This is a genomic window from Leeuwenhoekiella sp. A16 (assembly GCF_047946675.1).
Classification (GTDB): domain Bacteria; phylum Bacteroidota; class Bacteroidia; order Flavobacteriales; family Flavobacteriaceae; genus Leeuwenhoekiella.
This window is the reverse complement of record NZ_CP172313.1, coordinates 98,567-121,663: the sequence shown is the minus strand read 5'-3', so window position 1 is coordinate 121,663 and position 23,097 is coordinate 98,567. Positions and strand designations below refer to the sequence as shown.

Sequence of the window (23,097 nt, the reverse complement as noted above, 5' to 3'; positions counted from 1 at the left end):
ATGTCTGATGTCGCGGCTATTGATGGCCTTGTACATAAATATAAAACCCTTAAACAAGAGATTGCACAGGTAATTGTAGGGCAGGATAAGGTTGTAGATGAGATCATCATTTCAATTTTTTCCGGAGGTCACGCTTTGCTTATTGGTGTTCCCGGGCTGGCAAAAACCTTAATGGTTAATACTATCGCAAAAGCGCTGGGATTAGACTTTAAGCGTATACAATTCACTCCAGATCTTATGCCCAGCGACATTCTGGGATCTGAAATTCTTGACGAAAGCAGACACTTTAAATTTTTAAAAGGTCCCGTATTTGCAAATATTATACTTGCAGACGAGATAAACCGTACGCCACCTAAAACTCAGGCTGCTTTACTTGAGGCAATGCAGGAACATGCCGTTACAGTTGCCGGTAAACAATATCCTTTAGGTAATCCTTATTTTGTACTTGCAACCCAAAATCCTATTGAGCAGGAGGGAACATACCCTTTACCAGAAGCTCAGCTGGATCGATTCATGTTTGCAATTAATCTTACTTATCCTACTTATGAGGAAGAAGTAAATATTGTAAAATCGACTACAACTGATAGAAAATCGGTTGTAAATGCTTTATTTTCGGCTGAAGAAATCGTAGAATATCAGCAACTACTTAGAAGAATTCCCGTACCAGATAATGTAGTAGAATATGCGGTTAAGCTGGTGGGGAAAACAAGACCAAATTCTGAGTTGGCGCCACAATTGATAAAAGATTATATAGACTGGGGAGCAGGGCCCAGAGCTTCACAAAATCTTATTCTTGCCGCCAAAACCCACGCTGCCTTACATGGTAAATATTCTCCTGATATTGAGAATGTACAGGCTGTTTCAGAAGGTATTTTACGTCACAGACTTATTAAAAACTATAAGGCAGAAGCCGAAGGTTTGACTATTGAAGGAATAATAGCAGACTTGCTATAGGAGATTTTGGTTTTCGTAACTAAAATTATAACGTCATAATTTTGCATTAAAATCAGTAATAAAATGATCTCTTTGTTTTTATAACAGATTGATAGTTATTTTTTTAGCGTTTGTTGCGTTTTCTTCAAATTTAACATAATGCTTTCTCCAGCATTCTATTACACTCAAAATCTTTATATTTCGCCCTGTTTTTCGTACTTTCGTACCACTTTTTAAGTAGGTATTTTTAAAACTTTTTAAATTAATAAAATTAGATATGGCATTTGATATCGATATGATCAAATCGGTTTATGGTAAGATGGCAGAGCGCGTTGATGCGGCACGAGCTGTTACCGGAAAACCACTTACGCTTGCAGAAAAAATATTGTACTCTCACCTTTGGGATGGCGCAACAGATAAACCTTATACCCGTGGTAAAGATTACGTTGATTTTGCTCCCGATCGTATTGCTTGTCAGGATGCGACAGCGCAAATGGCATTATTGCAGTTTATGCATGCAGGAAAGCCAAAAGTAGCTGTGCCTACAACTGTACATTGTGATCACTTAATACAAGCTAAAGTAGGGGCAAAAAAAGATCTTGTACGTGCAAACGAAACAAGTAACGAAGTATTTGACTTTCTAGAGTCAGTTTCTAATAAATACGGTATCGGTTTCTGGAAACCAGGAGCAGGTATCATTCACCAGGTTGTTCTTGAGAATTATGCATTCCCGGGCGGGATGATGATTGGTACAGATTCACATACGGTTAACGCCGGTGGTTTAGGAATGGTTGCTATAGGTGTAGGTGGTGCAGATGCTGTTGATGTTATGGCAGGAATGGCCTGGGAACTTAAATTTCCAAAATTAATAGGTGTAAAACTTACCGGGAAACTTTCGGGTTGGACGGCGCCTAAAGATGTTATATTAAAAGTTGCCGGTATTCTTACTGTAAAAGGAGGAACAGGAGCAATTATTGAATATTTTGGTGAAGGAGCCCGTTCTATGTCTTGTACTGGTAAAGGTACAATCTGTAACATGGGTGCTGAAGTTGGTGCGACAACATCAACTTTTGGTTATGATGAGTCTATGGATCGTTACCTGCGCTCAACTAATCGTGCAGATGTAGCTGATGCTGCTAACGAAATCAAAGAATATCTTACAGGTGATGATGAGGTTTATGCAAACCCAGAAGCTTATTTTGACGAAGTTATAGAGATCAATCTTAGTGAATTAGAACCACATCTTAATGGTCCTTTCACTCCAGATTTAGCAACTCCTATTTCTAAAATGGGTGAGGCTGCAAAAGCACATGACTGGCCACTACGTGTTGAATATGGTCTTATAGGATCATGTACAAACTCTTCTTATGAGGATATTTCACGTGCTGCTTCTCTTGCGAAACAGGTTTCAGATAAAAAATTAAAAACCAAATCTAACTTTACTATAACTCCAGGCTCAGAACTTGTACGCTATACTATTGAAAGGGATGGTTTTATTGATACTTTTGATAAGATAGGCGCAACAGTTTTCGCGAATGCTTGTGGACCATGTATTGGTATGTGGGATCGCTACGGCGGAAAACAAGGAGAGAAAGAGCGCAATACCATCGTTCACTCATTTAACCGAAACTTTGCAAAACGTGCTGATGGTAACCCTAACACGCTTGCGTTTGTAGGATCACCAGAACTTGTAACTGCAATAGCAATTTCAGGTCGTTTAGATTTCAATCCACTTACTGATAAATTGATCAATGAAGATGGAGAAGAGGTAATGCTTGATGAACCTCGTGGTTATGAGCTGCCTCCAGAAGGATTTGCAGTTGAAGATGCAGGATATATCTCTCCTGCAGAAGATGGTAGTGGTATTGAAGTAAAAGTTGCTAGCGATAGTGAGCGTTTACAATTACTTGAGCCTTTTAAACCATGGGATGGTCAAAATCTTATGGGGGCCAGATTATTGATAAAAGCATTAGGCAAGTGTACTACAGATCACATTTCTATGGCTGGACCATGGTTGCGTTTCCGTGGTCATCTTGATAACATTGCAAACAACACGCTTATAGGTGCTATTAATGCATTTAATAATCAAACTAACTTCGTTAAAAATCAATTGACAGGTGAGTATGATGCAGTGCCTAGCGTACAACGTGCTTACAAAGCTAAAGGTATATCAACTGTAGTGGTGGGAGATCATAACTATGGTGAAGGTTCTTCTCGCGAGCACGCAGCTATGCAACCTCGTCATTTAGGAGTAAAAGTTGTAATTGTAAAATCATTTGCACGTATTCACGAAACAAACCTTAAAAAACAGGGTATGTTAGGGTTGACATTTGCTAATGAGAATGATTATGATCTTATTCAGGAAGATGATACTTTTAACTTTATAGATCTTCATGATTTTGCACCAGATAAACAATTAACTATCGAGGTGGTACATGCAGAAGGAAGCAAAGATGTAATCAAAGCAGATCATACATACAATGCGGGGCAAATCGCATGGTATAAAGAAGGTTCTGCACTTAATTTGATTAAAAAACAGAACGCTTAAATTTCAATTAGAATTTTATAATAAAGCCAGGCCTATTATAGGTTTGGCTTTTTTTTGAATAATAAATACGTAGTTAAATAAGAATTACGTTATATCATAAAATAAAGAGAGTTTATATGTATAGATTAAAAACGATTTTACTTTTAGTATTAACAGCGTCAATTATCACTTCCTGCTCAAGTGATGACTCAGGATCTGGTGAAGCAACCCTAACTCTTGACGTTATTGGATTGCAAAAATTGAGTTCAAATGCAGAATACGAAGCATGGATAACTGTTGCAGGTTCACCGGTATCATTAGGACGGTTTACTGATGTAAATTTTCCTAAAGAATTTAAAACTAGTTCTCAAATGCTAAATGCGGCAGATAATTTTATGCTAAGTATAGAGCCGGGAAATGACGGTAGTGCAGGAATTTCAAATTCAGTTATTCTTAAAGGAAATTTCATGGGTAATTCAGCAACTCTATCTGTTGAACAGGCAATTGGCAGTTTTAGTAATGCTACCGGTAAATTTGTTCTTAAAACACCTACAGATAATGCAAATGGTGTTGATAACGGAAATGATGAATCTGGTATTTATTTTTACGATCCTAATACTGCAACACCGGGCCTTAGACTGCCAGATCTGGGTGCCGGGTGGTTATATCAGGGTTGGGTAACTCTGCCAACTGCAAAAGGAGATGTCTACGTTTCAACAGGGACTTTTACAAGCAGTACAGGAGCAGATGACTTTGCACCTTATAGTAGTCAAAAAAATCCTGCACCTGCATTTCCTGGTGAAGATTTCTTAAATAATACGGTTGCCCCGGCAGGAATAACATTTCCTACAGATCTAAGAGGAAAAAATGTTTTTATCTCAATAGAGCCTCAAAATGATACATCTGCAGAGCCATTCTTCTTGCGTCCCCTTAATGGGAGTGCGACAGATTTGTCTCCTGTATTAAATGCTATGAATTTTAATTCGGCTTCTTTTCCTATAGGTTCAGTAGCTATAAGCGACTAAATAAAAATCGCGCTTAAAACTAAAAAATCCCGGTTTTACCGGGATTTTTTAGTTTTTAAAGTTTGCTTATTTTTTCAATGAGTTTGCTCATATCCTGTTGAAGTCGTTCTACCTGACTTTCTAGATGCTGAACGCGTTTATTTGCGTCCATATCTATAATGTTTAATGCACTGGTAATTTTGCCACGCACGATCAATATCTCAATAACGTTATTTAACGAGTAAGTTATACTCTCATATTTGCTGTTGTCGCTTATAAGAATAATAGCATTGTTATTAAGGTCTTTCTTGATACGCTTAGTAAGCACAGATTTTTCAGTTACTATTACAGCAACAGAACCATCTAAAATCTCAGTTAGATCATCAGCCTTTTGAGTTATTAAAATATCACCGTGCATTAAAGTAGGGATCATACTATCACCTTCTACTTCAAAAAGTTTTTGGCCATGAGCCGGTTCAAATCCAGGTATCTTAAACATTTCAAGAGCACCCATCCATTCATCATTATCCCGGTTTTCTACAAAACCAGCTCGAGCTTCTACATTAATAAGAGGGACAAAGCCATTATTTGTAGACATTATGATCGAGTTTCTAGATCCTTTTAAGATAAAATCTGTGGGGACGCTATACAAGCCACTTAAAGTAAGCAAGTGTTCTGTTGTAATAGAGTTTTGTCCGTTTTCAATGAGGGAATAGGCTCCCTGCGTGATACCTAGTTCACCTGATACTTTTTTCTGAGAGTACCCGGCAGATTCTCGTAAAGATTTTAATTGATTTGAAATTGACATGTGTTGTAATTGAGGAGTTGGAAATTCTACTTATAATAATTTCGACAAATATAAAATAATTTTTAGGGATTATTGTTATTAATTATAGATTTGTTTAATGTTAGTTAGGAATTCTAAGAATAATTTAATTAATTTTAACAATATTAGGGTAATATTAATTATTTATAAAAATTTAAATATTATTTTTATTTATTAATTTCAGTTGAATTCTAAAAACAGATTTCTGATGTTAAAATGGATTGTTATTTTTTTAGTTGTAGCACTTATCGCTGCAGTATTGGGTTTTGGAGTAATAGCAGGTGCTGCTGCCAGCATAGCAAAAGTGATTTTCTATATATTCATCGTACTATTTGTAGTTGTACTGATACGTAATTTTGCCCAATGATCCAGGTGCATTGAGCAGTCTAAAAAAAATGACTGAAAGATTGATTTTCTGATAATTAATAGGATAAAAACAACAGTTTTCAATCAATTTCATATTCTAAGCGCATTGTAATACTTGCAGTCTTTTTCTTATCTACAGTGTTAAACGAGCCGCTCCAGCTATAATCTTCACTGCTGTTTTGACCCGTTATTTGAAAAACTCCCATTTTTGCGCTTTTAAGCTTGCCTAAATTACCACCACTTTTTTCAGCAATTTGTTCAGCGCGCATTCTTGCATCTTCTGTAGCTTTAGAGATCATTGCAATTTTGAGATCTGCTAACTTTGTGTAATAATATCTAGGCGGACTGCTCTGTAATTGAACTCCCTGATTGAGTAGTTCTGTAATTTCTCTGGAAACGAGTTCTGTTTTTTCTACATCTGTAGATTCTATTCGAATGGTCTGTCTCAGTTCGTAACCCACAAAAATACTTCCTGTAAAGTTTCCATTTTGATATTGATTTTCGCGTTGTTCATTTGTACGTACAGCTTCAAAAATAATACTACTCTCAGCAATACCTTTTTGTTTAAGATACTCTTTAACTATGGCTTTATCTTTGGCTAGATCTGCAAAAGCCTCTTGTAAATCGGGATTTACACGCACAAAATCGGCCTCCCAGACTATTAAATCAGACGTAAAATCTTCGCTGCCTAACCCCGTAACACCTATTGTGCCATCAGGGTTTGCACGATCAATATATGCATTGCCTAAAACAATAGCGGCAACTACTATGGCTATTGAAAATATTACAGCTGTGATATATTTCATAATTTAAATATTAACCTGTTTGATATATAAGTCTCTCAAGATAACATTTATTCTATTTCAAATATTGTGCTGTACTTACTCAGTGGAAGGCATAAAATAATTAGAGCACTTAGATTAAGGATGTACAACGACAAGTAAAGACACCCACTCTGTAGTATGAGCCTCTACAACGATTTCATACCCACATAAATTTTTTTTCCAAATACGGCCGGCCCATAAAAAACCGCTTTTCAGAATATCATTTTTGTCTTTATTAGTAAACTCTTCAAATCCCCTGTCATCAGGGCCAAAATGATTGTACAGCTTATTTACTAAATTTTTTAGTGCTTGGATATAATGATTAGTGACATCTACCGCTGAGAAAAAATAACGTGTTCTTTTAAAAGCAGGATCGTGAGTTACAAAGACCTTATGGAAAAGATCAGCTTTAGGCTGGGAGAAATGTTTCTGATACATTTTTACATTGCTTACCATCCTGTCTTCAAGCGTATCATACGAATGCGGGCAAAATGGTTTCAGCTTCAAATGTAAAATTTCATCGAGTAAATTAGAAGGGTGAGATCCTTCTTTAGAATGGTATTGGTTAATAGTTGGTATCACAGTTTTTGTTAGTTTTACTATTAAAATTAAGTCATTTAGTCTTAAATTTCTCTTAACTTGAATATAATTTTTATTCATAAAATATTATCTAATAATATGAATAATTATTTAGAATACTTAATCGCAATCCTAAAATCATTAATTCTACAGCGATTTATATTGACTCGTTTAGAATCACTTTTTATATACAGAAGGGAATAAAAATCTTAAATTTGCCAGCAATTCATAGCAACAAGAGCCGACTTGAAACTTTGGTTTCTAAATGGCTCTCAAAGTTTCCTTTATGCACAATAATGTTCTTATTCTAGATTTTGGTTCTCAGTATACTCAACTAATAGCAAGGCGTATACGTGAGCTAAATATTTTCTGTGAGATAAAACCATTTAATAAACTGCCTGATGATATTAGTATCTATAAGGCAGTAATTCTTTCGGGTTCACCTTTCTCAGTACGAGGAGAAGATGCTCCACATCCTGATTTAAGCGAGATAAGAGGCAAAAAACCTTTACTGGGCGTTTGTTATGGTGCCCAGTATTTAGCACACTTTCATGGGGGTGAAGTTGGCGCTTCTAATACGAGAGAATATGGCAGGGCTAATCTTTCATTTATTAAAGATGCAGAGCCTTTTTTTGAAGGAGTACAGGAGGGAAGCCAGGTGTGGATGAGCCATAGTGATACTATTAAACATTTGCCTGAAAATGCGGTAAGACTTGCCAGTACGTCAGATGTGCTCAATGCGGCTTATAGGCTAGAGGGAGAAGAAACGTATGCTATACAATTTCATCCTGAAGTATATCATTCTACAGACGGGAAACAGATTCTTCACAATTTTCTTATCAATATTGCAGGCGTAGAACCAGACTGGACGCCGGCAAGTTTTGTAGAAGAAACAGTAGAAGAGCTTCAGAAGAAGATAGGTCCTGATGATAAGGTTATTCTGGGTCTTTCTGGTGGTGTAGATTCATCTGTCGCAGCAATGTTATTACATAAAGCTATTGGTAAGAATTTACATTGCATATTTGTAAACAACGGCTTACTGCGAAAGAATGAATATCAGGATGTACTTGATCAATATGAAGGCATGGGGCTCAATGTAAAAGGAGTAGATGCTTCATCAAGATTTCTATCAGAATTAGCAGGCTTAAGTGACCCTGAAGAAAAGCGCAAAACAATAGGTCGCGTTTTTATCGAGGTTTTTGACGATGAGGCGCATTTAGTAGAAGGTGCACAATGGTTGGGGCAGGGAACAATCTATCCAGATGTTATAGAATCTGTATCTGCTACAGGAGGACCATCAGCAACGATTAAATCACATCATAATGTAGGCGGACTTCCAGATTTTATGAAGCTTAAAGTGGTTGAGCCTTTGCGCATGCTTTTTAAAGATGAAGTGAGACGTGTAGGAGCAACAATGGGTATGGATAAAGCGTTATTAGGCAGACATCCATTCCCCGGGCCTGGTCTTGCAATACGTATATTAGGAGATATTACACCAGAAAAAGTGCGTATTTTACAAGAGGTTGATGCTATTTTTATTAATAGCCTAAAAGATTGGGGATTGTATGACAGTGTCTGGCAGGCAGGAGCTATGCTTCTTCCGGTAGACTCAGTGGGCGTTATGGGAGATGAACGTACATATGAGAAATGTGTGGCTTTGCGCGCTGTAGAGAGTACAGATGGTATGACTGCAGATTGGGTAAATCTTCCTTATGCTTTTCTACAAAAGGTTTCAAATGATATAATAAACAAAGTAAAAGGCGTTAATAGAGTAGTGTATGATATAAGCTCAAAACCGCCCGCTACAATTGAGTGGGAATAATCTTAAAAGCTCCTTATTTTAAAATTTTATGTACATGAAAAATGCTTCTTTAATATTCCTTTTAATATTCGTTGTATTTAGCTGTGCTTCTATAGGGCAGCAGTCTTATGCAAGTCATCGGGTTGAGCAGGGTGAGACAGTTTCATCTATTGCAAATAAATACAACATAACTGTATACGAATTGTATAGGTTAAATCCTGAAGCAAGAGATAATATGTATCCAGGCCTGGTATTAATACTACCTGGTAATAATACTGTTTCAAATACCACAGATAGTGATAACGATGGAGACCCCATAAAGTTTAAATATCATAAAGTTAAAAAAGGAGAGACTTTATACAGCTTGTCAAAGACTTATGACGTGCCAGAAGATGTAATAAAGCGATATAACAAGCAGCTTTATGCAGCAGAGTTAAGAACCGGCGAGGAAATAAAAATTCCGGTGAATTATAGTGAGGCAATAACATCTGGTGATAAACCAGCAGAGACAAACAGAAAACATATTGTAAAACCTAAGGAAACGAAATATGGTCTGGCTGCAATGTACGGAATCACCATTGACGAACTTGAGGAGATGAATCCACAGATAGTTGATGGGCTTAAAGAAGGTGCTATCTTAAATGTACCAGATAAGTCGTATACTAACAATGCTGTTATAGAAAATTCTGAATTTGGATTTTACGAAGTAAAGCAAGGCGAAAACATGTTCAGATTAACTCGTCGCTGGGATATATCTGAAGATGAATTGCTTAAGCTAAATCCGTCCTTAGTTGACGGACTAAAAAAAGGTATGATCTTGAAGCTGCCTAAAACTATACTAGGTGCAGAGGCGGCTTCCGGAAATGCGGGACAGGTAGATCTAACTCAACAACTTACTAATTTTTCTACAAAACATCTTGCTATGATGTTGCCTATTAACGTGAGCAAGACAGTGGGTGATACTTCAGATGTGAGAAAAGAAGCGCTTAAAGAGAACAGTGTCATGCGCATTGCACTAGACTTCTACAGCGGTGCTTTAATGGCGATAGATTCTGCTAAACAACTGGGTGTTTCCACGCAAGTGTATATTTATGATACCGAATTTACACGCAGAGAAAACGCTCAAAACTCACGTAAAATCGAAGATATTTTATCAAATAGCGACTTTGCAGATATGGATGCTGTAATAGGACCATTTGTGGGAGCTAATGTAGAAAAAGCAAGTTCTATTTTAGCACGCTACAATGTGCCGGTTGTGTCACCATTGACTCCCCGAGTTACAATGCGTTCAAATATTTTTCAATCTCGCCCAACTGAAGATATTTTAAGACAAAAAATGATGGATTACATAGCTATTTCTTCAAGCGGTAAGAATGTGATCATCATAGCAGACGGTAAGAACTCAAAAGTTAAGAACGATCTGCTTAATCGTATTCCAAATGCAAAAGTAGTTGACCCTAGAAAAGGGGATAATGGCTATTATTTGAATGCAAATGATCTTAATGCAAAAATTTCTGAAACTGCAGAAAACTGGATAATTCTTGAGACTAATGACATTCCTTTAATCAGTAATGTGACCACTAATTTAAGTACAAAAGTTCAGGATAAAAGAATCACACTTCTAACAACGTTTAAGGGTAGTGCGTACGAGAGTGATGATATTTCAAACATTACATTAATGAATTTGAACTTTCATTTTCCATCTGTAGATAAAGAGTTTCTCAACGATAGATCAAATAGTTTTTTCGAGCGATACACCTCAAAATATGGCATAGAGCCTAATAGCTATGCGATACGTGGTTTTGATATTACATTTGATACCTTATTAAGATTAGCTTCTGCAGAAGATCTGTATGCCTCTGCAGATAGCGGTTATGAAACGCATTATGTTGAGAATAAATTTAACTACGTAAAAGATTCAAACGGTTATAATAACAAAGCGGTTTACATTATGAAATATGGCCCAGAACTATCGCTAGAAGAAGTTTTGGTCCCTACAGATACTATAGATCGTTCAGGAATGCTTAAAAATTAATACCATGACAAGTACAGTCACCTATAAAGGAAATCTACGTACAGTGTGTACACATCTTAAATCGGGAAATTCTTTTATCACAGATGCTCCCACAGATAATAACGGCAAGGGAGAAGCATTCTCACCTACAGACACAGTTGCTACGGCACTGGCAAGTTGTATGATCACAGTTATGGGGATAAAAGCAGCTCAGTTAAATGTAGATTTAGCTGGCGCGAAAGCTGAAGTAACTAAAACAATGGCAGCCAACCCCAGAAGAATTTCTGCTGTTGCAGTTAAACTTGAACTTCCGGAAGCGGTAGATGAAAAATCAAGAGCAATATTAGAAAATACAGCCAGAACCTGTCCTGTTCTTCAAAGTTTACATCCAGATATGGAACTGGATATTACTTTGACTTGGAATCAGTAGAAAAATCGGTCAAAATGATATAAAAACCTCCTGTAAAGCGGAGGTTTTTTAGTTTATAAATTAAAAAAGCCGCTAGTTTAAAACTAACGGCTTTTTTTTATAAGCGGATAATGTTATTTAATAGGCGTGAGCCCTATTTTACTTGATTTACGATTGCTTCAAAAGCTTCAGGGTGATTCATAGCTAGATCTGCTAAAACCTTACGGTTAAGTTCGATCTCGTTAGCTTTTACTTTACCCATAAACTGTGAATAAGACATCCCGTGTAGACGAGCACCTGCATTGATACGGGTGATCCAAAGAGCACGGAAGTTTCTTTTCTTTTGACGACGGTCACGGTATGCATAAAGCATAGCCTTGTCAACCGCATTTTTTGCAACTGTATAGACGTTTTTACGTCTTCCAAAGTAACCTTTGGCTTGCTTAAGAACCTTTTTTCTTCTGGCTCTAGAAGCAACGGAATTTACTGATCTTGGCATAATTTTAAATTTTTTTGTAGCAGGCGGGCATTTACCACTTTAATAAAGAACAGGTGTTTTTATAAGTTCTTTGCCTAACTCCAGGGTTTATATAATAATTTTAACCGGTTACTTCTTATTTAAGGCGTAACATGATTTTTACATTATCCTCATCTGCTTTATGTACAACAGTATCATGAGTTAATGCAAGCTTGCGCTTTTTAGATTTTTTAGTCAAAATGTGACTTTTAAAAGCGTGCTTTCTTTTAATTTTACCAGTTCCTGTAAGCTTGAAACGCTTTTTAGCACTGGATTTAGTTTTCATTTTAGGCATCTTCCTAGTTATTTTTAATCCGCTTATTATCTTTAGTCAACCGCGATGATTGATCTATTTTGCTTTCTTAGGTGCGATAAACATAATCATACGTTTACCTTCTAATTTTGGCATCTGTTCTACTTTACCATAATCTTCAAGATCCTGAGCTAATCTTAAAAGTAAGATTTGACCCTGATCTTTATAAATTATAGAACGGCCTTTAAAGAAAACATATGCTTTTAATTTAGCCCCTTCTTCAAGGAACTTAATCGCATGTTTCTTTTTAAAATCGTAGTCGTGATCATCTGTGTTGGGACCAAACCTAATTTCTTTTACGATCACTTTAGTCGCTTTAGACTTCATGACTTTTTCGCGCTTTTTCTGCTCGTAAACGAATTTCTTATAGTCCATCACCTTGCAAACCGGTGGTTCTGCATTAGGTGATATTTCAACCAGGTCCAGGCCTTGTTCTTCTGCGATTTCCAGTGCCTTACTGGTGAGGGTTACGCCCATCTCTACATTATCACCTACTAATCGTACTTCGCGAGCACGTATTTTCTCGTTGATATTGTGTTTGTCCGTCTTCTGAACCCTTGCAGGGCCTCTTGATCTTTTTCTACGTATTGCTATGGCTATATAATTTTAATTAAACTTCAAATTTCTTTAGTGTGTGGTTGATCTGGTTATTGATGATACCCGCAAATTCTTCTACGGTCATCGATCCTAAATCTTCACCACCATGTTTACGTACAGAAACCGTACCATCATTTGCTTCTTTCTCGCCAACGATCAACATAAAGGGTAATTTATTCATTTCGGCTTCCCGAATTTTTTTACCCATGGTTTCTCCGCGTCCATCTATAAGGGCGCGAATTTCGTGATTTTCTAGCAAATTTAAAACATTTTCGGCGTATTTCTCATATTTCTCACTGAGGGTTAATATGATAGCCTGTTCTGGCATTAACCACAGAGGGAAATTGCCGCCCGTATGTTCTAACAGTATGGCAATGAAGCGCTCCATACTGCCAAAGGGTGCACGGTGTATCATCACCGGTCTGTGCTCTTCATTGTCACTTCCTTTGTATGTTAGTTCAAAACGCTCTGGTAAATTATAATCTACCTGTATTGTGCCCAATTGCCAGCTGCGACCTAAGGCATCACGTACCATAAAATCAAGCTTGGGACCGTAAAAAGCTGCCTCACCAGTCTCAATAACATAATTAAGCCCTTTTTCTTCTGCAGCATTTATAATTGCTTGCTCTGCCTTGTGCCAGTTCTCGTCAGAACCGATGTATTTTTCTTTATTATCAGGATCACGCAGAGAAACTTGTGCTGTAAAATTTTCAAAACCTAAAGAGCCAAAAACATAAAGCACAAGATCGATTACTTTTTTAAACTCATCGTCTAATTGATCTGGTGTGCAAAATATATGCGCATCATCCTGAGTAAAGCCGCGTACACGAGTTAAACCGTGCAGTTCACCACTTTGCTCATAACGATATACAGTACCAAATTCTGCAAAGCGTTTAGGAAGATCTTTGTAACTCCATTGTACAGAATTGTAGATCTCACAATGATGCGGGCAATTCATTGGTTTTAGAAGGAATTCTTCACCTTCTGATGGAGTAGTAATAGGTTGAAAACTGTCTTCACCATATTTTGCATAGTGACCCGAAGTCACATACAGTTCTTTATGGCCAATGTGTGGTGTAACCACCATCTCATAACCAGCTTTCTTCTGTGCAGCTTTTAAGAAATTTTCTAATCTTTCGCGTAAAGCGGCACCTTTAGGAAGCCAAAGTGGCAGTCCCTGACCTACTTTTTGTGAAAAGGTAAAAAGTTGAAGCTCCTTACCTAATTTTCTATGGTCTCTTTTTTTTGCCTCTTCAAGCAATTCGAGATATTCTGTAAGTTCTTTTTGCTTGGGGAATGAAATACCATAAACTCGGGTAAGCTGTGGATTTTTTTCATTACCTCGCCAGTAAGCGCCGGCAACACTCATTAATTTAACGGCTTTTACAATTCCGGTATTGGGAATATGACCGCCGCGACATAAATCTGTAAATGTATCGTGATCACAGAATGTGATAGTGCCATCTTCCAGGTTTTCTATAAGTTCTACTTTAAACTCATTGCCCTGGTTTTTGTAGAAATTGAGAGCTTCAGCTTTGGTCACACTTCGCATGGCAAAATCGTGCTTACCACGTGCGATTTCGAGCATCTTATCCTCGATTTTTTTAAAGTCATTCTCGCTTAAAGAACGATCTCCTAAGTCAACATCATAATAAAATCCTTTATCTATTGCAGGACCAATGGTCAATTTAACACCGGGATACAGCTCTTCAAGGGCTTGTGCCAAAATGTGAGAACTTGAATGCCAGAATGCTTTTTTACCTTCTTCATCATTCCAGGTATAAAGAACAAGTGAACCATCTTCTGTTAAAGGTGTTTTCGTCTCAACCGTTGTGTCGTTATATTTAGCTGAAATCACATTGCGTGCAAGACCTGCACTTATGCTGTTAGCTACATCTAAGGGAGTAGTACCCTGCTCAACTTCTTTTACACTGCCGTCTGGCAAAGTAACCTGGATCATACTTAAAATTTAGGTTGCAAAGATAAGCGTATGTTCAGTAAACATCAAGGTTTAAAACTTCAAAGTTTAACAGAATAATTTAAATACTGTCAGGTGGTTTTTTTGAAAGCAGAAAATGATTTCGAAAATGGGTTTTATTACAAGAAGTATATTTAATCTTATAAAATACCTCGTGCTTTTATCTCAAGATATTTATTTATGGTATTTACGGTTAGGTCTTTAGGTTTAGTAAGAACAGCTTGTATACCATATTTTTCTAATTCTTTAACCATTAATTTTTTATCATACTCCATTTTTTGAGCAATAGTTTTATGATAAATCTCTGCGGTATCTAAAGCTGGTTTTGTTATAAGGTCATCAAATTCTGTATTTTCAAAAAAGATGACAACCAGTACATGTTTTTTAGAAAGACCCATGAGATAGGGTAGTTGTCTTTGTAGAGAAGTGATGTGCTCAAAGTTAGTATACAATAAAAGCAGGCTGCGATGGGTTATTTTTCGTTTTACTTCAGCATAAAGCAGACCCATATCACTGTCAAGAAAACGTGTGTTTATATTGTAAAGAACCTCAAGAATAGTATTGAGATGTGTTTTTTTACTGCTGGCAGCAAGGTGATTTTGTATAGTATTGCTAAAGGTGACCATTCCCGTTTTATCTCCTTTTTTAAGCGCAATATTGCTAAAAGCAAGGGTGCTGTTTATAGCATAATCTAGAAGAGTAAGACCTTCAAAAGGCATTTTCATTACTCGGCTTGCGTCTATTAGCGAATAAACGGGCTGCGATTTTTCATCCTGAAACTGGTTAACCATTAAAGCGGCACGTTTTGCTGTCGCTTTCCAGTTTATGGTACGCACATCATCACCTGTGACATAATCTTTAATTTGCTCAAACTCCATCGTGTGGCCAATGCGCCTAATTTTTTTGAGTCCGTATTGTGTGAGTTTATTGTCAATGGAGAGAAAAGCATATTTTTTCATTTGTATAAATGAAGGATACACTTTTACAAGCTGATCTTTTTCAAATTTGTAACGCCTAACGGTAAGAGACAAAGCAGAAGATACATAAAGGTTAAGATTACCAAAAATGTATTCACCTCTTTCAACCGGAGTAATTTCATACGAGAATTTACCAGATGAACCTCCATTGATGTCCAGCTCTTTAGAGAAATCCCTTTTTTGAAACTGTACCGGGATTTCATCGATGGCATTTATATGTACTTTGAATTTGTATTTATTAGCGATAGTAACAGGAACAATATTGGGGTCGCTATTAGAGAATTTTTCAGGCAGATCTCTTGTAGCTGTGATCCCGTTTTTTAATCTAAAAAGAGCTACAGCGTCAATTGTAACTAATAAAAACAGGGCCCAAAGAGCTAACCAACCCGCCAGATTAAACAGGTGAAACCAATATGAAAACAGGAAAATAACCGCAATAATCGCAAGGGCGTAAAAAACGCGCTTAGTGAGATAAAGTGATTTTATAAAGTTTATAACGAGCACTAGCGGGGAATTTCAACAGCCTGTACAAGCATTTCTATTACAGTTTCCGGAGTCATGCCTTCCATTTCTCGCTCTGGCGAAAGAATTACACGATGTCTCATAACCGGGATAACAGATCGTTTTACATCTTCCGGAGTGACAAAATCTCTTCCGTTTATTGCTGCAAAAGCTTTGGCAGCATTCATAATGGCAATTGAAGCACGAGGTGAACCGCCCAAATATAAATGAGGATGTGTTCTCGATTTTACAGTTATTTCTGCGATGTAATTAAGAATCTTTTCTTCTATAATTACTTCATGAGTTAGTTGGCGAAAAGCCAAAAGTTTCTCTGGCGTAAGCACAACATCAATATTTTCTGTAGGTTTTACATGTCGCTCATGATGACTTTTTAAAATAGCGATTTCGTCCTGTAAGTCAGGATAAGAGACTTTTATTTTAAAGAGAAAACGATCCAGTTGTGCTTCAGGCAGGGCGTATGTACCTTCCTGCTCTATTGGGTTTTGTGTGGCAAGAACCATAAATGGTGGCTGCATGCTGTACTTATGCCCGTCTATAGTAACCTGTCGCTCTTCCATAACCTCAAAAAGAGCGGCTTGGGTTTTCGCGGGAGCGCGATTTATTTCATCTATAAGGACGATATTTGAGAAGATTGGACCGTTTTTGAACTCAAATTCGCTGGTTTTCATGTTCAAAATAGAAGTTCCCAACACATCACTTGGCATAAGATCTGGCGTAAACTGAATACGACTAAAGTCTGTATGCAACGTTTTAGCGAAAAGTTTAGCGGTAATCGTTTTTGCAATTCCGGGAACACCTTCTATCAAAACATGCCCGTCTGAAAGTAACGCCACGATAAGCAACTCGATAAATTCATGTTGCCCAATAATCACTTTACCCAATTCTGCCTTTAGCTTATCAACGGCATCGCGCAGTTCTTCTAAAGGAAGTCTGCTTTTAAAATCAATGTCTTCAGCAGGTGATTGATCTGCATCAGTATTTTGCGGTAAATTGATCTCCTCTGGTATATTTTTATCTTCTTCCATTATACATGGCTTTAAAGTGTTCTATTTTCTTGTTAAGCGCTATTAATTCGATTTGAGAAATATGCGCTTTTTGCTGAATCAAAATTATGTAATCTATCAGTTCTTTTACTTCGGCTAAAGGCGTCTGGCTTTTTGCGGCAATCTTTTCTACAAATTCAGATCCCTGCTCAGCTGTCGCAATGGAATAATGGCTGCGTAGAAATTCCATAAAATGATTGATCTGGTGTTGTGCTATTTGCTTGTTTTCGCCTTTCTCCAGATACATACCTGCGATCGTGCGAGTAAAAGTTAAGGTTTGATTGGCTAGTGGTTTTACCACAGGAATACTGCGCTGTTTACGTTTACCTTCAAAATAAACATAAAGCAATGCGATTATGATTATTGTATAGTAAGCCCAACGCAGGTATTTGTTATTAAGCACCATATACAGTGGTGATGAATTGAATGATTTACCCGATTTGTAATAGTGGTCTAAATAGATCTTTGCGTTTTTTGGCACATAAGAGAGGATTTTACCCGTATAATCGCTGTTTTTTTCACCCAGCATAAAGTAATTAGTAAAAGCCTGAGGGAAGGTATGTAATACTACAGAACCCTTTTTGTAGGGAACTTTAATGAAGTTGACTTTTGGTTCTGCGATCTGGGTAGAATCATTATTTCTAATAAGATCATAAGTGCCAAGAACGGTAGTATTGACTGTGTCTATTTTATCAAAATACACAGTGTTTATATCTTTTTTGATAGAGTATGGTGTCTCACTTTTCAATTCGGGATTACTCAAATTAAGCAGCGGTCGTTTCGTAATCTGTTTAGAGGCTTTATAATAAGCTGTTTCCAGATTGAGTGAGTCAAGTATAGTTTTGCTAATAGCAGTGGCAGAGATGAAAAGGGTATTGCCTTGCTCTACCCAGTTTAAAATTTTGTTTGCTTCTGCGCTGTCAAAATATACACTATTATTTACAAAGAAATAAGTGCCGCTAACAGTAGAATCTAGCAAGAATTCAAACGGAGGCACTTTTACATTTTCTGTTTCCAGATCCTGATTTTTGTCTAGTTCTTCATAAAAAATATAACTGCCAAAGGGTATTTTGTCAATCTTATTATAACTCTCAAACCAATTGATAGGATCTGGCTGTAAAGCCTCTGCCACGATAAGAAAAGTGATGAGCCCAATTAAAAGGGTGGCCATTATTTTGTAGCTTCTATTCATACGAGGTCCTGAAGCTTTTTAAATTCTTTTTCCGCTTTCGCGAAAGCTGACGTATCTACAACAAAACTACCGTACCAAATAAAATCATAAATGCGTGTGACCTTTACAAATTGTTGTCGCACATCATTGTTTTTAATCTCATAAACGTAGTCGTGATTTGTCTTTTGTACCTGCCAGTCTATAACATCCTTGTCTTTTAATTGCTGCAAAGCGAGGAGGTAATAATAGCGCACTGCCAGCCGGTAATTATTAGCAGCCACAGCTTGCTGAATCAATTTGCGTATATCCTCTCGTTCTAAGATCTCCTGCTCGCTGCTTAAAATCACATTACTGCCAGACCTTGCCAGTAGTGGAGTGCCGCCGGTGTCAATTTTTATGAAAAGCCAGATAATGAAAGTGAGCACAGCAATTAAAATAAGATAGGGAAGTGCTTTAATAAGTAAAGCCAAAAAACCTTGAGCCTGATCGCCGTCTAGAATCCAGTCTATAATAGACGCCCAAATATCGCTTAGCCATTGCTTGAAGCGCGTGTACCAATTGTCTGGAGCTTTATATTCTATGTATTTAAAATCATCTGTTCTTCTATAATCTTCAATAGCATTATCACTAAAAATCACAGGATCTACATGACTACTATCAATTTTTATTTCCTGTTTTATAGCTAAAGAGTCCTGACCATAAACCCTACAATTCTGGGTGTAGAAAAGGATAATAGAGAAAAAACAAATGAGTTTTAATCGTGTCATTAAATGTTATCGCCTATGCTATCAATGCGTTCTAAAGTCCCTGTCTGGTTTTTTGTTTCGTTCAGGTTGTAATAAATAAAAGCAGATGCTATAGCAACCACGGCATACAAGATATATGATACGGCAGAAGCGATTACATTAAGAGTAATATAAACCCAATCGAACATACTAGAGAAATCACCGTTAGAAATTTCAGAAGAACTTGTAAGTCCTTTAATAATTGTGTAAATAATTACAGGAACCTGAAAAACCATACCTATAAGGTAAACAACCAGACTTACTACGATTATGGTTGCGAAGGTTACCCACCATTCACCTTTGATCAAAACGAAACTTTCTGAAATAGAATCGCTAATTCCTCTTCCTCTAAATATCATGATCGCAAAAACAAGAGATAATGGTACTGAAAGATATACACAGGGAAGTATACAAACTACAAAACCTGCAATTAGAATAATTGCTGAAAGAACACCTAGACCTACAAGTCCGCCTAGGTTAGCTCGTACAGCTTGTGAGATTTGTTCCTGATTTACATTTCCTTCATTTTCTATATATGACTTTATATAATTTAAGACGGTTCCGTAAAGAAAGCCGTAATAAAACAACAGTGCAACCATTAAAAAAAGCACGCCCATTATAACATTTCCACTTCTAAAGATGCCTCCGGTTATATCTGTAAAATCAGTTGCCGTAGCCGCATTAAAGCCTGCTGCAGCAAGTAAAACCAAAAATGGTATTCCTGCATTTTTGACTAAAGCGCTAAACAGAGGTTTGTATTCCAGTCTAATGAATTTAAAAGTATCAGACAGTATCTCACCTAATTCACGTTGTCTTTTAAAGACTATGTATTCTTTCATTTAGTTGTTGGTTTTTCTTGTAAACAATTCGGGGATAAATAACGTAATAAAATAAAATTAAACTCAAAGAAAGACCAATTATTAATACAGCTAGCCAATCTGGCATTTCTGTATGTCTGGTCACAAAACCTTCTAGAAAGCCTGCGATTATAAAAAAGGGGATAGTGCTTATAACGATCTTAAGACCATCTTTAAGTTTTATTTTAAAAGATTCTAGTCTCGTAAACGTCCCCGGGAATAAAATACCATTACCCAGCACGAGACCTGCACATCCTGCAATAATTATAACCGAAATCTCTATTGTACCATGAATCCAAATTGTGCGGGCAGAGTCCCAAAGCATTCCTTTATCGTAAAAAAAGTATTGAAAGGAGCCTAGCATTACGCCGTTACGCATCATTATAAATAAGGAGCCTACACCAATTAAAATTCCAAATATAAAAGCAAACAAAGCTACCTTAATGTTGTTTACCGTGATGCCCATAAACATTTCTATCTCATTAGCATCTTTGTAAATAGCCATAGGATCTTTATTGGCTATATTTTCAAGTGTGCGATTTACATAACCATCGCCCATAATGCTTCTCACATAAGCACCATCTGTAGCTGCACTATACGCTCCAATTACCGAAAATAGGATAAATGTTGCAAATGCAATTAGTAATTGTGGCTGGTATTGATAAAAAAGCAAAGGGAACTCCCTTGTGAAAAAGGTTATAAATCTGTTTTTAGATTCTCGCTTGGCCTTATATATTTTTTGATGTGATTGCGATGCAAGATGGTTAAGATATTCTGCGGTTTTGCTTCCGGGATAGAACGTATTCGCATAACTTAAATGATCTGTAACCTCTACATATAAAGCAGATAATTCATCTGGTTTTATTTCAGATTTATTATTGAGAAGAACGTTTTCAAATCTTAACCATTTATCCTTATTTTGCTTCACAAATGCCGCCTCGCGCATGGTCTAGTTGTTAGGATGGTAAAGAAAAAGAATTAATGGATAATTTTCAAATCGAAACAGCTCAAAATGTTACCATACAGCAAAATGTAGCTGGTATAGGTGATAGGATATTAGGCTATCTTGTTGACGCTGTAATTATTATAGCGTATTGGGTAATTTCTTTATTTGCACTGGCAGGTTTTGGGATAACCACAAACAATACCACTTCACTCAGCATATTTTTTATGGTGCTTGGTATTCCTACATTTTTATACCATCTTTTGTTTGAAACTTTATGGAATGGGCGTACTCCCGGCAAAGCAGCTTTTAATCTTAGAGTGGTAAAACTAGATGGTTCTAAACCGGGGTTAGGAAGTTTTTTTGTGCGCTGGATCATGAGAGTTATTGATATAAGTTTGACAAGTGGGGGAGTTGCTATACTAACCATTCTTTTGACTGGTAAAGGGCAGCGTCTGGGTGATATGGGTGCAGGAACAACCGTTATCAATGAGAAGAAGCGTGTGCGGCTTAGTCAAACTTTAATGGAAGATATACCAGAGAATTATCAGGCAAAATATCCGCAGGTAACTGTATTTTCAGATAAGGATATGCAAACCGTAAAAACGGTTTTTACACAAGCAAGGCAAAAGGGAAATCACAATGTGATCGTTAAATTATCACATAAACTAGCAGAAAAAATGCAGATAATCCCTGAAGAAAAACCGCTTGTTTTTGTAGAAAGAGTGCTTAAGGATTATAATTTTTATACCCAGCAGTAATGGAGAGTTTTACAGATATAGTTGATATCCTGGGTACCGTTTCTTTTGCAATTTCAGGCGTACTTACTGCAATAAAAAAGAAGATGGATGTGTTTGGTATTCTCATTATTGCGACTGTTACATCTGTGGGCGGGGGTACTATACGTGATCTGCTAATTGGTAAAACACCGGTAACCTGGATGCTAAATAGCACATTTACCTACGTTATTATTGCAACCACAATTTTTGCTATCGTTTTTAGAAAATGGCTTAAATATCTGCGTACATCGTTATTTCTTTTTGATACAATTGGGATTGCTATGTATACAATCGCTGGTGTTGAGATAGGATTAAAAATTAATCTCAATCCATTAATTTGTGTTGCTCTGGGTACTATAACTGCCTGTTTTGGCGGAGTTATAAGAGATATCCTGTGTACTGAGATACCTATTATTTTTAGAAAAGAGATATATGCGAGCGCATGTATTGCCGGCGGAGTGATGTATGTGCTGTTGTCACATTCTGCTTTGGGACCTACAATGGTGGCTGTTCTCGCAGGATCAACTATAATTATAATACGTACGCTTGCTGTAAAATTTAGTCTTAGTCTGCCTTCTATTTATCCCAAGACTTTTGAAAATTAATTAGTCAAGCAGTTCCATATCTATGTAGATGTTATCAATAGGCCATTCATTACCATCTACTTCAACCTTGTTTATCTCATCAACCACATCCATACCTTTAGTAACTCTACCAAAGACTGTGTGTTCCCCGTCTAAATGATGAGCGCCGTTAGGTGCCTGAACAATAAAAAATTCAAACGGAGAAGAAGCATCACTTATGTTCTGCTCAGTATATTTTGCAGCACTTAACGCGCCACGCACGTGAGGGTGATTAGGTCTTGATTCATTTGGGATGAGGTAATTACCTATTTTCTGGCGTTTTTTTGGCGTTTCGTAGCCATCACTATTTCCGCCCTGTATAACAAAACCTTTAGCCACGCGATGCATCATCGTATTGTGAAAGTAATCTTGTTTTACCAGAAGAATAAAATTAGCTCGATGCAAAGGAGTATCTGTGTACAGCTCCAGATCTATATCGCCAAAACTCGTTTTTAGTCTAACCCGCGTTTCCGGGTTATTCTTGCCATACTCTTTCAGGAATGGTTTTAGATCTGCCTGAGATTCAATTATAGAACCCAGTTTTTTCTTTAGCTTGTCATTCTCTGCCTTACTTTTCGCTTTAGCAGAAGTATCTTTTTTAGTTTTAGAAATGTCTGTTTGTGTTTTTTGTGAACCTGTTTTTTTATCTTCACAGCTTGTGTTTACTAAAAATAGACAGGCGATAAAAACATAAAATAACTTACGCATA

23 protein-coding genes are annotated in these 23,097 nt (G+C 36.9%); 9 read left to right on the top strand and 14 right to left on the bottom strand.

Annotation, left to right across the window (positions count from 1 at the left end; translation table 11 throughout):
• The 3 genes from ACH3O9_RS00510 to ACH3O9_RS00500 all read left to right on the top strand — a co-directional run bounded on the left by ACH3O9_RS00510 (nt 1) and on the right by ACH3O9_RS00500 (nt 4,485).
• On the top strand, nt 1-954 hold the full coding sequence (locus ACH3O9_RS00510; protein WP_416443296.1) for an AAA family ATPase: 954 nt from the start codon (nt 1-3) through the stop codon (nt 952-954).
• Between the two features lie 256 nt (nt 955-1,210).
• On the top strand, nt 1,211-3,481 hold the full coding sequence (locus ACH3O9_RS00505; protein WP_416443294.1) for an aconitate hydratase: 2,271 nt from the start codon (nt 1,211-1,213) through the stop codon (nt 3,479-3,481).
• Nucleotides 3,482-3,597: 116 nt separating this feature from the next.
• Complete coding sequence (locus ACH3O9_RS00500) at nt 3,598-4,485, top strand: hypothetical protein (RefSeq protein ID WP_416443292.1); 888 nt, start codon at nt 3,598-3,600, stop codon at nt 4,483-4,485.
• A gap of 55 nt (nt 4,486-4,540) precedes the next feature.
• Here the strand turns inward: ACH3O9_RS00500 and ACH3O9_RS00495 are convergent, their stop codons facing one another.
• On the bottom strand, nt 4,541-5,272 hold the full coding sequence (locus ACH3O9_RS00495; RefSeq protein WP_416443290.1) for an XRE family transcriptional regulator: 732 nt from the start codon (nt 5,270-5,272) through the stop codon (nt 4,541-4,543).
• Nucleotides 5,273-5,498: 226 nt separating this feature from the next.
• Here ACH3O9_RS00495 and ACH3O9_RS00490 point away from each other — a divergent pair, with 226 nt between their 5' ends.
• A complete protein-coding gene (locus ACH3O9_RS00490) occupies nt 5,499-5,657 on the top strand; it encodes a DUF1328 domain-containing protein (RefSeq protein WP_416443288.1) in 159 nt (52 codons plus the stop codon).
• A gap of 79 nt (nt 5,658-5,736) precedes the next feature.
• On the opposite strand, the gene ACH3O9_RS00485 is transcribed toward ACH3O9_RS00490, so the two are convergent.
• Together ACH3O9_RS00485 and ACH3O9_RS00480 are read right to left on the bottom strand one after the other, a co-directional pair.
• Nucleotides 5,737-6,462 carry an SIMPL domain-containing protein gene (locus tag ACH3O9_RS00485; RefSeq protein WP_416443286.1) on the bottom strand — a complete coding sequence of 242 codons (726 nt, stop codon included), beginning with the start codon at nt 6,460-6,462 and terminating at the stop codon, nt 5,737-5,739.
• A gap of 114 nt (nt 6,463-6,576) precedes the next feature.
• On the bottom strand, nt 6,577-7,140 hold the full coding sequence (locus ACH3O9_RS00480) for a hypothetical protein (protein ID WP_416443284.1): 564 nt from the start codon (nt 7,138-7,140) through the stop codon (nt 6,577-6,579).
• A 205-nt stretch (nt 7,141-7,345) separates the two neighbouring features.
• Here ACH3O9_RS00480 and guaA point away from each other — a divergent pair, with 205 nt between their 5' ends.
• Genes guaA through ACH3O9_RS00465 form a run of 3 tightly spaced genes read left to right on the top strand, consistent with a single transcriptional unit; the run spans nt 7,346 to nt 11,304 of the window.
• Entirely contained in the window at nt 7,346-8,881 is a 1,536-nt protein-coding gene (gene guaA / locus ACH3O9_RS00475; protein ID WP_416443282.1) for a glutamine-hydrolyzing GMP synthase, read from the top strand.
• 34 nt (nt 8,882-8,915) lie between these two features.
• Nucleotides 8,916-10,895: a LysM peptidoglycan-binding domain-containing protein gene (locus ACH3O9_RS00470; protein ID WP_416443280.1), complete on the top strand. Its 1,980-nt coding sequence runs from the start codon at nt 8,916-8,918 to the stop codon at nt 10,893-10,895.
• A 4-nt stretch (nt 10,896-10,899) separates the two neighbouring features.
• Nucleotides 10,900-11,304 (top strand): OsmC family protein, encoded by a 405-nt coding sequence (locus tag ACH3O9_RS00465; protein WP_416443278.1) that lies wholly within the window; start codon nt 10,900-10,902, stop codon nt 11,302-11,304.
• Nucleotides 11,305-11,437: 133 nt separating this feature from the next.
• Here the strand turns inward: ACH3O9_RS00465 and rplT are convergent, their stop codons facing one another.
• The 10 genes from rplT to ACH3O9_RS00415 all read right to left on the bottom strand — a co-directional run bounded on the left by rplT (nt 11,438) and on the right by ACH3O9_RS00415 (nt 20,989).
• On the bottom strand, nt 11,438-11,782 hold the full coding sequence (gene rplT / locus ACH3O9_RS00460; RefSeq protein ID WP_416443276.1) for a 50S ribosomal protein L20: 345 nt from the start codon (nt 11,780-11,782) through the stop codon (nt 11,438-11,440).
• Nucleotides 11,783-11,897: 115 nt separating this feature from the next.
• Complete coding sequence (gene rpmI, locus ACH3O9_RS00455) at nt 11,898-12,095, bottom strand: 50S ribosomal protein L35 (RefSeq protein WP_416443274.1); 198 nt, start codon at nt 12,093-12,095, stop codon at nt 11,898-11,900.
• A gap of 54 nt (nt 12,096-12,149) precedes the next feature.
• A complete protein-coding gene (gene infC / locus ACH3O9_RS00450; protein ID WP_416446736.1) occupies nt 12,150-12,701 on the bottom strand; it encodes a translation initiation factor IF-3 in 552 nt (183 codons plus the stop codon).
• Nucleotides 12,702-12,723: 22 nt separating this feature from the next.
• Complete coding sequence (gene thrS / locus ACH3O9_RS00445; protein WP_416443272.1) at nt 12,724-14,670, bottom strand: threonine--tRNA ligase; 1,947 nt, start codon at nt 14,668-14,670, stop codon at nt 12,724-12,726.
• A gap of 158 nt (nt 14,671-14,828) precedes the next feature.
• Nucleotides 14,829-16,169: a DUF58 domain-containing protein gene (locus ACH3O9_RS00440; protein ID WP_416443270.1), complete on the bottom strand. Its 1,341-nt coding sequence runs from the start codon at nt 16,167-16,169 to the stop codon at nt 14,829-14,831.
• Nucleotides 16,169-17,212 carry an AAA family ATPase gene (locus ACH3O9_RS00435; protein ID WP_416443268.1) on the bottom strand — a complete coding sequence of 348 codons (1,044 nt, stop codon included), beginning with the start codon at nt 17,210-17,212 and terminating at the stop codon, nt 16,169-16,171. The genes ACH3O9_RS00440 and ACH3O9_RS00435 overlap by 1 nt, the downstream gene beginning before the upstream one ends.
• A complete protein-coding gene (locus ACH3O9_RS00430; protein ID WP_416443266.1) occupies nt 17,199-18,401 on the bottom strand; it encodes a DUF4350 domain-containing protein in 1,203 nt (400 codons plus the stop codon). The genes ACH3O9_RS00435 and ACH3O9_RS00430 overlap by 14 nt, the downstream gene beginning before the upstream one ends.
• Before the next feature lie 17 nt (nt 18,402-18,418).
• Nucleotides 18,419-19,168, bottom strand: a complete 750-nt coding sequence (locus ACH3O9_RS00425; RefSeq protein ID WP_416443264.1) for a DUF4129 domain-containing protein — start codon at nt 19,166-19,168, stop codon at nt 18,419-18,421.
• Nucleotides 19,168-20,025 carry a hypothetical protein gene (locus tag ACH3O9_RS00420; RefSeq protein ID WP_416443262.1) on the bottom strand — a complete coding sequence of 286 codons (858 nt, stop codon included), beginning with the start codon at nt 20,023-20,025 and terminating at the stop codon, nt 19,168-19,170. Before ACH3O9_RS00420 ends, ACH3O9_RS00425 begins: the two co-directional genes overlap by 1 nt.
• A complete protein-coding gene (locus ACH3O9_RS00415) occupies nt 20,003-20,989 on the bottom strand; it encodes a stage II sporulation protein M (RefSeq protein ID WP_416443261.1) in 987 nt (328 codons plus the stop codon). Before ACH3O9_RS00415 ends, ACH3O9_RS00420 begins: the two co-directional genes overlap by 23 nt.
• A gap of 35 nt (nt 20,990-21,024) precedes the next feature.
• Between ACH3O9_RS00415 and ACH3O9_RS00410 the strand changes: the two genes are divergently transcribed.
• Both ACH3O9_RS00410 and ACH3O9_RS00405 read left to right on the top strand, forming a co-directional pair.
• Nucleotides 21,025-21,747, top strand: a complete 723-nt coding sequence (locus ACH3O9_RS00410) for an RDD family protein (protein WP_416443259.1) — start codon at nt 21,025-21,027, stop codon at nt 21,745-21,747.
• Nucleotides 21,747-22,370 (top strand): trimeric intracellular cation channel family protein, encoded by a 624-nt coding sequence (locus ACH3O9_RS00405; protein WP_416443257.1) that lies wholly within the window; start codon nt 21,747-21,749, stop codon nt 22,368-22,370. Before ACH3O9_RS00410 ends, ACH3O9_RS00405 begins: the two co-directional genes overlap by 1 nt.
• Here the strand turns inward: ACH3O9_RS00405 and ACH3O9_RS00400 are convergent, their stop codons facing one another.
• Complete coding sequence (locus ACH3O9_RS00400) at nt 22,371-23,096, bottom strand: peptidylprolyl isomerase (protein WP_416443255.1); 726 nt, start codon at nt 23,094-23,096, stop codon at nt 22,371-22,373.
• Nucleotide 23,097 lies beyond the last annotated feature (1 nt).